Annotated in this window: 15 protein-coding genes; 5 read left to right on the top strand and 10 right to left on the bottom strand. The window is 66.3% G+C overall.

Annotated features, from left to right (window positions below; genetic code table 11):
• Window positions 1–148 precede the first annotated feature (148 nt).
• A complete protein-coding gene (locus tag EAH76_RS06660; RefSeq protein WP_140849364.1) occupies window positions 149–1,006 on the top strand; it encodes a fumarylacetoacetate hydrolase family protein in 858 nt (285 codons plus the stop codon).
• A 194-nt stretch (window positions 1,007–1,200) separates the two neighbouring features.
• Entirely contained in the window at window positions 1,201–2,223 is a 1,023-nt protein-coding gene (locus EAH76_RS06655; RefSeq protein ID WP_140849362.1) for a sensor histidine kinase, read from the top strand.
• Window positions 2,224–2,249: 26 nt separating this feature from the next.
• Here EAH76_RS06655 and purL read toward each other — a convergent pair whose 3' ends face one another.
• Together purL and EAH76_RS06645 are read right to left on the bottom strand one after the other, a co-directional pair.
• Window positions 2,250–4,490 carry a phosphoribosylformylglycinamidine synthase subunit PurL gene (gene purL / locus EAH76_RS06650; protein WP_140849360.1) on the bottom strand — a complete coding sequence of 747 codons (2,241 nt, stop codon included), beginning with the start codon at window positions 4,488–4,490 and terminating at the stop codon, window positions 2,250–2,252.
• 359 nt (window positions 4,491–4,849) lie between these two features.
• Window positions 4,850–6,076: an MFS transporter gene (locus EAH76_RS06645; RefSeq protein WP_140849358.1), complete on the bottom strand. Its 1,227-nt coding sequence runs from the start codon at window positions 6,074–6,076 to the stop codon at window positions 4,850–4,852.
• Window positions 6,077–6,176: 100 nt separating this feature from the next.
• Between EAH76_RS06645 and EAH76_RS06640 the strand changes: the two genes are divergently transcribed.
• A complete protein-coding gene (locus tag EAH76_RS06640) occupies window positions 6,177–6,500 on the top strand; it encodes a hypothetical protein (protein WP_140849356.1) in 324 nt (107 codons plus the stop codon).
• 260 nt (window positions 6,501–6,760) lie between these two features.
• Here the strand turns inward: EAH76_RS06640 and EAH76_RS06635 are convergent, their stop codons facing one another.
• From EAH76_RS06635 to aroQ, 4 genes are all read right to left on the bottom strand, one after another.
• Complete coding sequence (locus EAH76_RS06635; RefSeq protein WP_140849354.1) at window positions 6,761–7,720, bottom strand: alpha/beta fold hydrolase; 960 nt, start codon at window positions 7,718–7,720, stop codon at window positions 6,761–6,763.
• An 89-nt stretch (window positions 7,721–7,809) separates the two neighbouring features.
• Complete coding sequence (accC, locus tag EAH76_RS06630) at window positions 7,810–9,162, bottom strand: acetyl-CoA carboxylase biotin carboxylase subunit (RefSeq protein WP_140849352.1); 1,353 nt, start codon at window positions 9,160–9,162, stop codon at window positions 7,810–7,812.
• 4 nt (window positions 9,163–9,166) lie between these two features.
• A complete protein-coding gene (gene accB, locus EAH76_RS06625) occupies window positions 9,167–9,640 on the bottom strand; it encodes an acetyl-CoA carboxylase biotin carboxyl carrier protein (protein ID WP_140849350.1) in 474 nt (157 codons plus the stop codon).
• 34 nt (window positions 9,641–9,674) lie between these two features.
• Window positions 9,675–10,109 carry a type II 3-dehydroquinate dehydratase gene (gene aroQ / locus EAH76_RS06620; protein ID WP_140849348.1) on the bottom strand — a complete coding sequence of 145 codons (435 nt, stop codon included), beginning with the start codon at window positions 10,107–10,109 and terminating at the stop codon, window positions 9,675–9,677.
• Window positions 10,110–10,265: 156 nt separating this feature from the next.
• Here aroQ and thiS point away from each other — a divergent pair, with 156 nt between their 5' ends.
• Together thiS and EAH76_RS06610 are read left to right on the top strand one after the other, a co-directional pair.
• Complete coding sequence (thiS, locus tag EAH76_RS06615; protein WP_140849346.1) at window positions 10,266–11,273, top strand: sulfur carrier protein ThiS; 1,008 nt, start codon at window positions 10,266–10,268, stop codon at window positions 11,271–11,273.
• Window positions 11,274–11,388: 115 nt separating this feature from the next.
• A complete protein-coding gene (locus EAH76_RS06610) occupies window positions 11,389–11,559 on the top strand; it encodes a CsbD family protein (protein WP_010187197.1) in 171 nt (56 codons plus the stop codon).
• A 43-nt stretch (window positions 11,560–11,602) separates the two neighbouring features.
• Here EAH76_RS06610 and EAH76_RS06605 read toward each other — a convergent pair whose 3' ends face one another.
• The 4 genes from EAH76_RS06605 to EAH76_RS06590 form a co-directional block, all read right to left on the bottom strand.
• The gene (locus EAH76_RS06605) at window positions 11,603–13,276 is read right to left on the bottom strand and encodes a thiamine pyrophosphate-binding protein (protein WP_140849343.1); all 1,674 of its coding nucleotides are present in this window, start codon (window positions 13,274–13,276) and stop codon (window positions 11,603–11,605) included.
• 414 nt (window positions 13,277–13,690) lie between these two features.
• On the bottom strand, window positions 13,691–14,026 hold the full coding sequence (grxD, locus tag EAH76_RS06600; protein ID WP_140849341.1) for a Grx4 family monothiol glutaredoxin: 336 nt from the start codon (window positions 14,024–14,026) through the stop codon (window positions 13,691–13,693).
• 5 nt (window positions 14,027–14,031) lie between these two features.
• Entirely contained in the window at window positions 14,032–14,271 is a 240-nt protein-coding gene (locus EAH76_RS06595) for a BolA/IbaG family iron-sulfur metabolism protein (RefSeq protein WP_133188702.1), read from the bottom strand.
• Window positions 14,271–14,594, bottom strand: a complete 324-nt coding sequence (locus EAH76_RS06590; protein ID WP_140849339.1) for a DUF1476 domain-containing protein — start codon at window positions 14,592–14,594, stop codon at window positions 14,271–14,273. The genes EAH76_RS06595 and EAH76_RS06590 overlap by 1 nt, the downstream gene beginning before the upstream one ends.
• Window positions 14,595–14,600 lie beyond the last annotated feature (6 nt).

Raw genomic sequence — 14,600 nt, 5'->3', positions numbered from 1 at the left:
CGCAGCCTTCGACCAGATCAGATGCTGGCGTTTGACGAGGCGGGTCTCGGCCCGTACGGATTTATCCGATAATTCGAACGCAGCGCCTTTCCCCAGGGAAGTGCAGGCGCGACGTTGCCCTCTTCTATTCCGTTCGAAAGGCCCGCTCATGAAGTTCTGCCGCTATGGCCAGCCCGGCGAGGAAAAGCCCGGCATCGTCGACACCGACGGCGCGATCCGCGATCTGTCGGGCGTCATCGCCGAACTGACGGTCGCGACGCTGCCGCAGGCGCTCGCCGCCGACCCCGCCGCGCTGCCGGTGGTGGAGGGGACGCCGCGCTACGGCGTGCCGATCGCGGGCGTCGGCAAGATCGTCGCGGTCGGGCTGAACTATCGCGACCATGCGATCGAATCGAACCTGCCGATCCCGACCGAGCCGGTGATGTTCATGAAGGCGCTGTCGAGCCTCAACGCGCCCAACGACGATGTCGTCCTGCCGCAAGGGTCGACGCATAGCGACTGGGAGGTCGAGCTCGGCGTGATCATCGGCAAGACGTGCCGCTACGTCTCCGAGGATGAAGCGCTCGACACGATCGCCGGCTATGTCCTCGTCAACGACGTGTCCGAACGCTTCAATCAGAAGCAGCGCGGCAGCCAATGGTCGAAGGGGAAGGGGCACGACACCTTCTGCCCGGTCGGCCCATGGCTCGTCACTCCCGACGAGGTCGGCGATCCGCAGGCGCTTGACATGCAGCTCGACGTCAACGGAACGCGGATGCAGACCGGCAACACCAAGACGATGATCTTCACGCTCAAGCAGCTGATTTCCTATGTCAGCGAATATGTGACGCTCTACCCGGGCGACCTGCTGATCACCGGGACCCCGCCGGGCGTGGGCGAGGGCAAGAAGCCCGAGGCGATCTATCTGAAGGCCGGCGATGTGATGGAGCTGGGCATCACCGGGCTCGGAACGCAGCGGCAGACCGTCGTCGCGTGGCACCATCTGGGCGAGGCGAAACCCGCCTGAGCCGTAGCGAAATGCGGGACGGGCAGTCGTTGCCCGAAGGCGCAATGGCGTAGTTCCCGCAGCGACCGGCGGTTAGGCAAGCCGGAGCGTCCATGCTACGCCGCATGGGGTGGACGTTCCGGCGCTGCCGGCGCGTCCCCGTCCGGGTATGGCTTTCGCTTCGCGAGTCTCCGGTCCCCAGAAAGGGGATCCTGATGCCCACCGCAGCTTCCATCGACACGGCTGCGGCCGACAGCCTGATGCGTGCGGTCATCGCTTCGTCCGACACCCCGCTGCTGCTGCTCGACGCGCATGCGACGATCCTGGTGGCGAGCGATTCGTTCTGCGCGGCGTTCGCGATCGATCCCGCGGCGGCCGCGCAGCATGCGCTCAAGGACGTTGGCGACGGGGAATGGGACGTGCCGCAGCTGGCCGCGTTGCTTGCCGCCACCGCGGACGGGACGGCACAGGTCGATGCCTATGAGATGGCGCTCGTTCGCGTCGGGGTCGCGCGGCGCGATCTTGTGCTCAAGGCGCGCAAGCTCGATTATGCCGATCCGGCGAATGTCCGCGTCCTGCTTGCGATCGCCGACGTCACCGACGCGCGGATCGCCGAACAGGTCAAAGATGATCTGGTGCGCGACAAGGCGGTGCTGCTCAAGGAGCTGCAGCACCGCATCGCCAACAGCCTGCAGATCATCGCCAGCGTCCTGCTGCAAAGCGCCAAGCGGGTCGGTTCGGACGAAAGCCGCACGCACCTCCGTGATGCGCATAGCCGGGTGATGTCGATCGCCGCGCTGCAACGCCAGCTGGCCGTCGCGGGCGACGAGGAGGTCGGGTTGCGTGGCTATCTCGGCGATCTGTGCCGCAGCATCGGCGCTTCAATGATCCGCGATCACGCGCATATCGCGATCTCGGTCGAGGTCGACGACAGCAAGACCGCGGCCGAGGTCTCGGTCAGTCTCGGGCTGATCGTCACCGAACTCGTGATCAACGCGCTGAAGCACGCCTTTCCCGAGCCACGCGGCGGGACGATCACGGTGGCGTATGTTGCAGACGGCGCTGACTGGACATTGTCGGTGCGCGACGACGGCATCGGCATGCCGGGCGTCACCGACCCGACGAGCAGCGGGCTCGGCACGACGATCGTCGACGCGCTCGCGAAAAAGCTCGGGGCCAAGGTCGCGACCGCCGACGCCGGCCCGGGGACCATCGTCTCGATCATCCACGCCGGGTGAGGGGCGGCCGCAGCGGCCGCCCCCGATCAGGCGACCAGCGCGGCGGCGTCGCCCATCAGCGCGGGGAAGAAGCCTTCATGCGCCGTCCGCAGCGCGTCGAGCGTGACAACATGGTCGTCGTCGGGCAGTTCGAAGATCAGCCGGTTGGCGATGGTGCGGCCGATCCGCTCGATCTCGACCCCGGCGGCATCGGCCGCGGTCAGCGTCTCGAGCAGCAGGTGGTCGGCGATCGTCGCGACGTAGAGGCCCTGATCCTCGCCGAACAGCGAGCACGCCACGCCGCACGGCAGCGGCGCGTGGAGCATCGCGCCGACATTGCCGGCGAGCGCCATCTCGGCGATCGTCACCGCGACGCCGCCGTCGGACACGTCGTGCACTGCGGTCAGCGCGCCGGTGGCGATGTGCGCGCGCACGAACTCACCGTTGCGGCGCTCGGCTTCGAGATCGACCGGCGGGGGCGGGCCTTCCTCGCGGCCATGGACTTCGCGCAGCCACAGCGACTGGCCGAGATGCCCGCGGCGGTCGCCGATCAGGACGATGACGTCGCCGGTGCCCTTGAAGGCGATCGTCGCAGACTTGGACCAGTCGGCGAGCAGGCCGACGCCGCCGATCGCGGGGGTCGGCAGGATCGCCGAACCACCGCCGGTCGCCTTGCTCTCATTGTAGAGCGAGACGTTGCCCGAGACGATCGGGAAGTCGAGCGCGCGGCACGCATCGCCCATGCCGTCGAGGCAGCCGGTGAGCTGCGCCATGATCTCGGGGCGCTGCGGGTTGGCGAAGTTGAGGCAGTTGGTGACCGCGAGCGGGGTCGCGCCGACCGCGGAGAGGTTGCGATAGCATTCGGCGATCGCCTGCTTGCCGCCCTCATACGGGTCGGCATAGCAATAGCGCGGCGTGCAGTCGGTGCTCATCGCGAGGCCCTTCTGGGTGCCGTGGACGCGGACCACCGCGGCGTCGCCGCCGGGGCGCTGGACGGTGTCGGCGCCGACCTGGGTGTCGTACTGCTCCCAGATCCAGCGGCGCGAGGCGATATCGGGCGAGGCCATCAGCTTGAGCAGGTCGGCGGCGATGTCGCTCGCCTCGGGCGTGGCGCCGAGCGGCGGGACCTTGGCCCAGGCCTGATATTCTTCCTTCGACGCGGCTGGGCGATCGTAGAGCGGGGCTTCGTCGGCGAGCGGGGCGAGCGGGATGTCGCAGACCGTCTCGCCGTTGAACTTCAGCACCATGTGGCCGGTCTCGGTGACCTTGCCGATCACCGCGAAATCGAGTTCCCACTTCTTGAAGATCGCTTCGGCGAAATCCTCGCGGCCGGGCTTGAGCACCATGAGCATGCGCTCCTGGCTCTCGCTCAGCATCATCTCGTACGGCGTCATGCCGGTCTCGCGCTGCGGCACGGCGTTCATGTCGAGCTCGATCCCGACGCCGCCCTTGCTCGCCATCTCGACCGCCGAGGAGGTGAGGCCGGCGGCGCCCATGTCCTGGATCGCCACGATCGCGTCCGAGGCCATCAGTTCGAGGCAGGCCTCGATCAGCAGCTTCTCGGTGAAGGGATCGCCGACCTGGACGGTCGGGCGCTTCGATTCGGAATCCTCGCCGAAATCGGCCGAGGCCATCGTCGCGCCGTGGATGCCGTCGCGGCCGGTCTTCGAGCCGACATAGACGATCGAATTGCCGATTCCGCTCGCGGCCGAATAGAAGATCTTGTTCTGCTCGGCGACGCCGACGGTCATCGCGTTGACGAGGATGTTGCCGTCATACGCCGGGTGGAAATTGACCTCGCCGCCGACAGTGGGGACGCCGACGCAATTGCCGTACCCGCCGATGCCGTGGACAACGCCCGCGATCAGGTGGCGCATCTTAGGATGATCGGGCCGCCCGAAGCGCAAGGCGTTGAGATTGGCGATCGGGCGGGCGCCCATCGTGAACACGTCGCGCAGGATGCCGCCGACGCCGGTCGCCGCGCCCTGATAGGGCTCGATGTAGGACGGATGGTTGTGGCTCTCCATCTTGAAGATCGCCGCCTGGCCGTCGCCGATGTCGATGACGCCGGCATTCTCGCCGGGGCCGCAGATCACTTGCGGGCCGGTGGTGGGGAGCTTCTTGAGGTGGATACGGCTGGATTTGTACGAGCAATGCTCGGACCACATCACCGAGAAGATGCCGAGCTCGGTGAGATTCGGCTCGCGCCCCATCGCGACGAGCACGCGCTCATATTCTTCAACGGACAGCCCGTGCTGGGCAACGATCTCGGGGGTGATCTGGCTCATGGTGTGTGCCTTTAGCGGGCGGTTGCGCGTCCGTCACCCTTGTCGCGTCATCTTTGCGCGTGGCGCGGCGGTTTGCCGGAAAGTCACGCGAAAGTCGCACCATCGTGGCGGGAATGGCCTGCGCTTCGGCCTGCGGCGACGTTGAACAGCAACCGTCTGGAAGATGAAAGAGCAGCGGCGTGTAGGACAGCACTTTTAAATCCTCCCCCGGGAACCGGGGGAGGGGGACCGCCAGCCTTCTTCAGGCTGGTGGTGGAGGGGGGAGCCGCGGGCGCTCCGCTTGCGGCGCGGCCCCCTCCACCCTTCGCTGAATGCTCAGGGTCCCCCTCCCCCCCCGCTGCGCGAGGGAGGATTTAGGATTACGCCTTCGCCTCCGCCACGAAATCCACGTCGCGGCGTTCGGGGCCTAGCCAGGTCCACACGACCAGCACGAGCGCGGTGACCCCGGCGACGAGCGCCATCGCGTACCCGTAATTGCCGCCATGTGCCTCGGCGATTCCCGCCTGGAATGGCCCGTTACGCGAGGCGATGAGATTGCCAAGCTGATAGGCGAACCCCGGGAACATCCCGCGCACCAGCGCCGGCGACAGCTCGTTCAGATGCACCGGCACGATCCCCCATGCGCCCTGCACCGCGACCTGGACGAGGAACGCGCCGAGTCCGAGCAGCAGCGGCGTCTGCGCGAACGCCCAGAGCGGGATTACCGGCAGGATGAGCAGGCTGGCGATGATGATCGCGCGCTTGCGGCCGATCGTCTCGGACCAGATGCCGAAGCCGAGCCCGCCGACGATCGCGCCGACGTTCATGATCGCGGTGAGCGTGCCGATCGTGCGCGTGTCGAACTTGTGCTGTTCGCGCAGGAAGGTCGGGTAGAGATCCTGCGTGCCGTGGCTGAAGAAGTTGAACGCGGTCATTAATACAACGAGATACAGCGCGATCTTCCAATGGCGTGCGAGCTCGACGAACGGATTGGGCTTGGCCTCGTCCTTGCGCGCTTCGAACGCGGGGCTTTCATCGACGTGCGAGCGGATGATGAAGACGAGGATCGCCGGCGCGATCCCGACGACGAACATGCCGCGCCAGCCGATCTGGTCGAACAGCAGGAAATAGACGAGGCTGGCGAGGAAATAGCCCGAGGGATAGCCCGACTGGAGCAGCCCCGATACGGGGCCGCGCAGCTTGGCCGGGATCGATTCCATGACGAGGCTCGCGCCGATCCCCCACTCGCCGCCCATCGCGAAGCCGAACGCCGCGCGGATGATCAGCAGCATCGTCAACGAGGTGGCGAAGGCCGAGGCGAGCGAGAAGAGCGAGAAGAGCAGGATGACGATCATCATGATCGGCCGCCGCCCGACCCGGTCGGCGAGCCAGCCGAAGAAGAACGCGCCGAACGGCCGTGCGGCGAGCGTGAGGAAGGTCGCCTCGGCGACGTGTTTGACGTCGGTGCCGAACTCGGTGGCGATCGCCGAGAGCATGAAGACGAGCAGGAAGAAATCGAACGCGTCGAGCGTCCAGCCGAGATAGCTCGCCCAGATCGAATTGCGTTGCGAGGGGGTGAGGGTGCGGAGGTTTTCGATGAGGGTCATGGCGGCTCCGGGGCGGTCGGGGGGAGCTTAGGGGGCGGGGCGGGGGAGGCCAAGCGGTTAGGGGTCGAGCAATGGTTGCAACAGATGTAGCTTGCAGGTCATGCCGGACACGATGACACTCTATTTCCTGGGCTGGACGGTGATCGGGTCGGTCGGCTGCTGGTTGACCGCCTTTGGCCTCAACCGTGTTTTCAAGCGCTCTCGCGAGTGGTGCGCGACGGTTGGAGCGGTAAGTTGGGCTTTCGCGAGCAGCGCGGCCATCTACGCTTTCTATTGCGTCAAAAGTGCGGATTTGGCCGCGCATCATCGAATGAACGTCGGATTTCTCGTCGTGATGTTGGCGGTTTGGTTCGCGTTTTCCTTTCTAGGAACCGTGTTTGGGGCTTTACTTGCCACTCTCTCATCTGCCGTCGGCCGACGATAAGCGCGGAGAGGGCAGGGCGCAGGTCTTTGAGCATGGTCATGGCGGCTCCGGAGCGATCGGGGCGAGTTTAGGGCGTTAGGGGCGAAAGCCGAATCGGTTAGGCAGGGCGTGATCCGCTGTTCGGGAGGATCAATCTTTTTTCGTCACCCCGGGCATTGTCCGGGGCCCACCGTGCCGCTTGTGCGGAAGCAGCAGAACGCGCGTCGCGGTGGACCCCGGGACAGGGCCGGGGTGACGGCGTGGGGCACATCAATCGATCTCTATTTTTCCCGCAGCCCCGCGACGAAGCGGTCGAGGTCGGCGGCGCTTTGGTCGGGGTGTTCCTCCATCGGCACGTGGCCGATCCCGGGATAGACGATCAGCCTGCTCGTCGGGATGTGCCGCTGCAGCCATTCGCCCGAGGATAGCGGGATCAGGTGATCGGCCGCGCCCCACAGGATCAGCACCGGCATCTTCAGCGCGGCGAGCTGCGCCGGGGTCGCAACGTCGGGCGGGAGCGCGAAGCGGTCGAGCGTCGCGACGCGATTGCCGGGATAGCGCAGCAACTCCCAATAGCGATCGATCATCGCCGCATCGACGCGGCGCGGATCCCCGAACACCTGCGGCAGGCTGTCGGCGATCAGGCTGCGCGGCGTGATCATCGCGGCGATGTTGCGCAGGATCGGGGTGCGCGCGATGCGGAAGGCGAGCGGTGCATCGTTCGATCCGCCCGGTTCGGGTTGGCCGACCGAATCGATCAGGACGAGCGCGTGGACATGCTCGGGATGCGCCAGCGCATAATGCCACGCGACCCCGCCGCCCATCGAATTGCCGACGACGACCATCCGATCGACCGCCAGCCGCGCACGGATCCGCTCGACCACATCGGCATAAGCGGTGGGGCGATAGTCCTGGGTGGGGCTGGCTCCGGTCAGGCCGTGGCCGGGCAGATCCATTCGGATGATGCGATAGCGGGCTTGTAGCCGCTGCGCCCAAGGCTCCCAGGTCTGCAGCGAGGCGTTCGAGCCGTGGACCAGCAGAAGCACCGGCGCGCCGCGGGGCCCGGTGTCGCGCAGATGCACGGTCAGCCCGCCGCCGAGATCGACGAACTGCGACGGCGCCGCGCCGTATTTTGCGCGCATCGCATGCGGATCGGTGTCGGGGCTGCGAAAGTAGAGGAAGACCACGAACAGCGACGCGAAGATCGCCGCCGCGATTGCACCGAGGACGCGTGTCCGCACCGTCTTCCCCTTGTCATCCCCGACGCCGAGACATGGCCCCGATCACCGCATCATTACGGTTTCGCAAGGAATAACAAGGGGGAGTGCGATCAGCTTTCCTGCCGCGCGAGCCATTCCTCGAGCCACTTGATCGTGTAGTCGCCCTTCTGGAAGTCGGGGTCCTCGATCAAGGCCTGGTGGAGCGGGATCGTCGTCGTCGGGCCGTCGATCACCATTTCCTCGAGCGCACGGCGCAGGCGGCGGATCGCACCGGCGCGCGTCGTGCCATAGACGATCAGCTTGGCGACCATCGAATCGTAGTAAGGCGGGACGCGGTAGCCGGCATAGAGCCCGCTATCGACGCGGACGTTCATGCCGCCCGGCGCGTGATACGCCTTCACCAGCCCCGGCGACGGCGCGAAGGTGCGCGGGTCCTCGGCGTTGATGCGGCATTCGATCGCGTGGCCGCGGAACTGCACGTCTTCCTGGCGGAGCGTCAGGCCGTGCCCTTCCGCGATGCGGATCTGTTCGCGCACCAGGTCGAGCCCGGTGATCGCCTCGGTGACGGGATGTTCGACCTGCAGGCGGGTGTTCATTTCGATGAAATAGAACTCGCCGTTTTCCCACAGGAATTCGATCGTCCCCGCGCCGCGATAGCCCATGTCGGCCATCGCCTTCGCACAAACGCCGCCCATCCGCGCGCGGTCTTCTTCGCCCAGCACGGGGGAGGGGGCCTCTTCCAGGACCTTCTGGTGACGGCGCTGGAGCGAGCAGTCGCGCTCGCCCAAGTGGATCGCATTGCCTTCGCCGTCGCCGAACACCTGGAATTCGATGTGGCGCGGGTTGCCGAGATATTTCTCGAGATAGACCGTCGCATCGCCGAACGCGGCCTTCGCCTCGCTGCCGGCCTGCTGCATCAGCGTCTCGAGCTGGTCCTCGGAGGTGCAGACCTTCATCCCGCGACCACCGCCGCCCGACGCGGCCTTGATGATCACCGGGTAACCGGCCTGCGCCGCGATTTCCTTGGCTTCGGCGAGATCGCTGATCGGGCCGGCCGAGCCGGGCACGAGCGGCAGGCCGAGCGCGCCGGCGGTGCGCTTGGCCTCGATCTTGTCGCCCATCGTGCGGATATGCTCGGGCTTCGGCCCCACGAAGATGATGCCGTGCGCTTCGATGATCTCGGCGAACTTGGCGTTCTCCGAGAGGAAGCCATAGCCCGGATGGATCGCGTCGGCGCCCGAGATTTCGGCCGCCGAGATGATGTTCGGGATGTTGAGATAGCTCTCGGTCGCCGAGGGCGGCCCGATGCAGATCGCCTGGTCGGCGAGTCGCACGTGCATCGCATCGGCATCTGCGGTCGAATGCACCGCGACGGTCTGGATGCCCATTTCGTGGCAGGCGCGGTGGATTCGCAGCGCGATCTCGCCGCGATTGGCGATCAGCAGCTTCTTGATCTCGGCCACGTGCTTACTCGACCACCACGAGCGGCTGGTCGAACTCGACCGGCTGGCCGCTCTCGACGAGCACCGCCTTCACCGTGCCTGCGCTCGGCGCGAGGATCGGGTTCATCACCTTCATCGCCTCGACGATCAGCAGCGTGTCACCCGCGGCGACCTTGTCGCCGACGCTGACGAATGCCTTCGCCTCGGGGTTGGGCGACAGATAGGCGGTGCCGACCATTGGCGACTTGACCGCGTTGAACGCGGCAGCCGGCGACGCGACGATCTCGACGGGCGCGGTGGCTGCCGGTGCGCTGGCGACGGGCGCGGGGGCATATTGCACCGCGCCGGCGACGGCCGCGGCCTTGCGGGCGATACGGATTTTCCGTCCGCCGTCTTCGACTTCGATCTCGGTCAGCTGCGTATCGTCCAGCAACTGAGCGAGCTGACGCACGAGATCGACGTCGATCCGCATTGCGTCCTTCTGTGTATCTTCGGCCATACGACCCTTATCTCCCTTGTTGGGGCGCGTCCTGTCAGAGACGCGCGGCGGCTTCAAGCGCCAGCATATAGGAAAGCGCGCCGAAACCGCAGATCGTCCCGTGCGCTACGGGGGAGATACGGCTCATGTGACGAAAGGTTTCACGCGCGTGCGGGTTCGACAGATGGACCTCGATCACCGGGGTGCGGATCGCCTTGATCGCATCGTAGAGCGCGATCGAGGTGTGGGTATAGGCGCCGGCGTTGAGCAGCACGGCCTTGGCGGGGAGCGCCTGCGCCTCGTGCAGCCAGTCGATCAGATGCCCCTCGTGATTCGATTGGCGCAGGTCGATCGACAGGCCGAGCTCACGCGAGCGATCCTCGAGTTGGCCGGCGATGTCGTCGAGCGTTTCGTGGCCGTAAATGGCGGGCTCGCGCGTGCCGAGCAGGTTGAGGTTGGGGCCGTTGAGGACGAAAATGGTTTCGGGCATCGCGCGGGACTTCCGGTTGTGGGCGGTTGAATGCTTCCTGGCCTGGGCCTAGTTGGACAGATCCATAGCCCGTTCGCCCCGAGCTTGTCGAAGGGCTGTTCTTCCCGAGCGGGAAGCACAGGGCTTCGCCAAGCTCAGCCCGAATGGGGAACGAACGTGCCGCATACCGATGGAACCGTCAGCATCCAGGTCAATGGCGAGCATCGCCGTGTGCGCAGCGGGCTGACGCTCGCCGAGCTGGCGCAGGATTTGGGGCTGATGCCCGAAAAGGTCGCGATCGAACGCAACCTCGAAGTCGTGCCGCGCTCGACGCTGGCCGAGGTGCTGGTCGAGGATGGCGACGAGCTCGAGATCGTGCATTTCGTTGGGGGCGGCGATCATGCCGCCGCGGTCGATGCCGACACCTGGACCGTCGCGGGGCGGACCTTCCGGTCGCGGCTCATCGTCGGCACGGGCAAGTATAAGGACTTCGCGCAGAACGCCGCGGCGCTCGAAGCGTCGGGCGCCGAGATCGTCACCGTCGCGGTGCGCCGCGTCAATGTGTCGGACCGCAATGCGCCGATGCTGACCGACTTCATCGATCCCAAGAAGGTCACTTATCTCCCCAACACCGCGGGCTGCTTCGACGCCGAATCGGCGATCCGCACGCTGCGGCTCGCGCGTGAGGCGGGCGGCTGGGATCTGGTGAAGCTCGAAGTGCTCGGCGAAGCGCGCACGCTCTATCCCGACATGGTCGAGACGCTGCGCGCGACCGAGATTCTCGCCAAGGAAGGCTTCCTGCCGATGGTCTATTGCGTCGACGATCCGATCGCGGCGAAGCGGCTCGAGGATGTCGGTGCGGTCGCGATCATGCCGCTGGGCGCGCCGATCGGTTCGGGGCTGGGGATCCAGAACCGCGTCACGATCCGGCTGATCGTCGAGGGTGCGAAGGTGCCGGTGCTGGTCGATGCCGGAGTCGGCACCGCGTCCGAGGCGGCACAGGCGATGGAGCTCGGCTGCGACGGCGTGCTGATGAACACCGCGATCGCGGAAGCAAAGGACCCGGTGATGATGGCGGCGGCGATGAAGGCCGGGGTCGAGGCGGGGCGGCTCGCTTACCGCGCCGGGCGGATGGGGCGGCGGATGTATGCCGATCCGTCGAGCCCGCTGGCGGGGCTGATCTGACGGTTTCGGCCACAGAATGACACAAACGTCATGGAACCAGCGCGAGATTAGTCCGTTGAACCTGTGTGAGTAGACGATGTCGGTTCGCGACATCGCACACTGAAAGGACACAATCATGGGCGAGTTCGTCGACAAGATCAAAGGCAACGTCAATGAAGCCATTGGCAAGGCCAAGCAGCACAGCGACAATCCTGACACGCAGGCCGAAGGCGCCGCGCAGGAACTGAAGGGCAAGGCCCAGCAGACTGCCGGTAAGGTCAAGGGCGCGCTCGGCGACGATATCTGATCTTCGGATCATTTGCGTAAAGCGTAAGGAAAGGCCGCTCCGGTTACGGGGCGGCCTTTTTCATGCGCGCTTTCATGGCGGTCAGCGTCGTCGCGGCGGTGATCGCCTCGATATCGGTCTTGAGGTGGAGCAGCCGCACGCCGGTCTCGGCCATCGCGCGGGCGAGCGCCGGGGCGAATTGCGCTGTGGTCTCGACCGTCTCCGCCCAGCAGCCATAGGCGCGGCCGAGCGCGGCGAAATCGGGATTGCAGAGCGCCGTGCCGCTGACGCGATCGGGGAATTCGCGCTCCTGATGCATGCGGATCGTGCCGTAGGTGCTGTTGTCGACGACCAGCACGAGCATGTTCGCGCCATGCGCGACCGCGGTGGCGAGTTCCTGGCCGTTCATCAGGAAGCAGCCGTCGCCGGCGAGTGCGACGACGGTGCGGTCGGGATGGCGCAGGGCTGCGGCAGTCGCGGCAGGGACACCGTAGCCCATCGCGCCAGCGGTCGGCGCGAGCTGCGTGCCGGGGCCGGCATAGCGCCAGTAGCGGTGCCACCAGCCGCTGTAATTGCCCGCGCCGTTGCAGATGATGCTGTCGGTGGGGAGGTGCTCGCGCATCGCGGCGACGCAGGGGCCGAGGTCGAGCGTTACCCCGTCGCGCGGGACGGGCGTCGACCAGGCGCGATAGTCGGCATGGGCGTCCGCGCCCGAATCGAGCATCGGCATGTCGATCGCGAGCAGCGCGTCGGCGAAGGAAGTCATGTCGGCGCAGATCGCCAGATCGGCGCGATAGGTCTGGCCGAGTTCATTCGGATCGGGGTGGATGTGGACGATGTGCTGGCCGGGATGATCGGGCGTGATCAGCGTGTAGCCATCGGTGGTCGCCTCGCCGAGCCGGGGGCCGGCGACGATCAGCAGATCGGCCTCGCGGATTCGGGCGACGAGCGCTGGATTGGGACCATAACCGAGATTGCCAGCCCAGACCGGCGATTCGTTCGAGATCGCATCCTGGCGGCGGAAGGCCGAAGCGACGGGGACGCCCGATCGCTCGGCCCAGGCGGCGAAATCGCGCGCGGCATCGGCGGTCCAACCGGCGCCGCCGATGATCGCGAGCGGACGCTCGGCCTCGCCCAGCGCTGCGGCGAGCGTGCCCATCTGGATCGGATCGCAGGCCTGCACGACGCGTTCGACGGGCGGGCGGTCGATCGCCACCACCTCGTCGAGGAGCATGTCCTCAGGCAAAGCGAGCACGACCGGCCCCGGCCGCCCGGACATTGCTACGTTCCACGCCCGCGCGATATATTCGGGGATGCGGCGCGCGTCGTCGATCTTCGCCGCCCATTTCGCGATCGGCGTGAACATCGCGGGAAAGTCGATTTCCTGGAACGCCTCGCGGTCCTTGGTACCGCGGTCGACGTCGCCGATGAACAGCACCATCGGCTGCGAATCCTGCATCGCGACATGGACGCCGATCGAGGCATTGGTCGCGCCCGGCCCGCGCGTGACGAAGGCGACGCCAGGGCGCCCAGCCAGCGCACCATCGGCGCATGCCATGAAGCCGACGCCGCCCTCCTGCCGGCACACCACCAGATCGATCTGCGGCGTGTCGTGGAGCGCGTCGAGCACCGCGAGGAAGCTCTCGCCGGGGACGGTGAAGATCCGGTCGCACCCTTGCGCGACGAGTTGATCGACGAGGATGCGCCCGCCGGTGCGGGGGGTGGGGGAGGTGGTCATCCCCATTTTGTAGCGGGGGTGCGGCGGCTTGGGTAGGTCTGAGGGACGCGTGTGGTGTCCTGGGTCTCCACCCAGGAAGGCTCAGCGAGACTGACGGCAGTAGTCACTTCCCCACCCCAACCCCTCCCCTGAAGGGGAGGGGCTTTTAGAAGAAGATTCGAACCCCGTCGGTGCAGGCGGCACCGTGACCGTCGTGCCCCCGCGGATCCGGTACTTCCGTGCATTCCCTGCAGATCTGTCGGAAGTTCTTACAGCTCCGGTATCGCGGTTGTGGACGTTAACCAGATAAACCGCCGGAAACCGGGCTTTCATGAAACTGGCACGCGGGATGCAACACTCTGTGCATGCCGAGCGGTAATCGCTTCAGCAGGGCGGGCCAGCGCTACAGAGCGCGGCCCGCCCGACCCGGCATCCTCACTTCTCGGCGGTGACGCCCTGTTCGGTCAGCAGCGCGGCGAGCTCGCCGCTCTCGTACATTTCCATCATGATGTCCGAGCCGCCGACGAATTCACCCTTCACATAGAGCTGCGGGATCGTCGGCCAGTCGGAGAATTGCTTGATCCCCTGGCGCACGCCCTGGTCCTGCAGCACGTCGACGCTGTCGAACTCGGCGCCGAGATGATTAAGGATCGCGACCGCACGGCTCGAAAAGCCGCATTGCGGGAAGAGCGGGCTGCCCTTCATGAACAGGACGACGTCGCTCTTCTGGACGAGCTCGGCGATGCGGATCTGGTCGGGGTCGGTGCTCATGATACTTACTCCTGGACTGGGACTGCGGTGGTCAGCTGAAGCGCGTGGAGCACGCCCCCCATCTTGTCACCGAGCGCGGCGTAGACGGCGCGCTGTTGCTTGAGGCGGGGAAGCCCCCGGAAACTTTCGGACACGACGCGCGCCGCCCAATGGTTGTTGTCGCCCGCCAGATCGGTCATCTCGACCTGCGCGTCGGGAATCCCCGCGACGATCAACGACACGATCTCGTCGGCGGCCATCGGCATTATTCGGACCCCATCAACTGGCGACGCGCCTCGACGGTCTTTTCCTCGATCGCGCGGCGGATCGCCGGCTCGTCGATCTCTACGCCTGCGGCGGTCAGGTCGCTGACGAGCTTGCGGATCACGTCCTCGTCGCCGGCTTCCTCGAAATCGGCCTGGACCACGGCGGTGGCATAGGCGTCCGATTCTTCCTTGGTCAGCTTCATCTGCGTCGCGGCCCATTGTCCGAGCAACCGGTTTCGGCGTGCCACGATCCGGAAGGCAACTTCCTCGTCGCGGGCATATTTTGTCTCGAAAGCGCGCTCGCGATCGTCGAAAGTGGTCATATACGG

This window comes from Sphingomonas glacialis (genome assembly GCF_006439055.1).
Lineage (GTDB): Bacteria > Pseudomonadota > Alphaproteobacteria > Sphingomonadales > Sphingomonadaceae > Sphingomonas > Sphingomonas glacialis_A.
The sequence above is the reverse complement of the archived record's forward strand: the minus strand, read 5'-3'. Positions and strand labels throughout refer to the sequence as shown.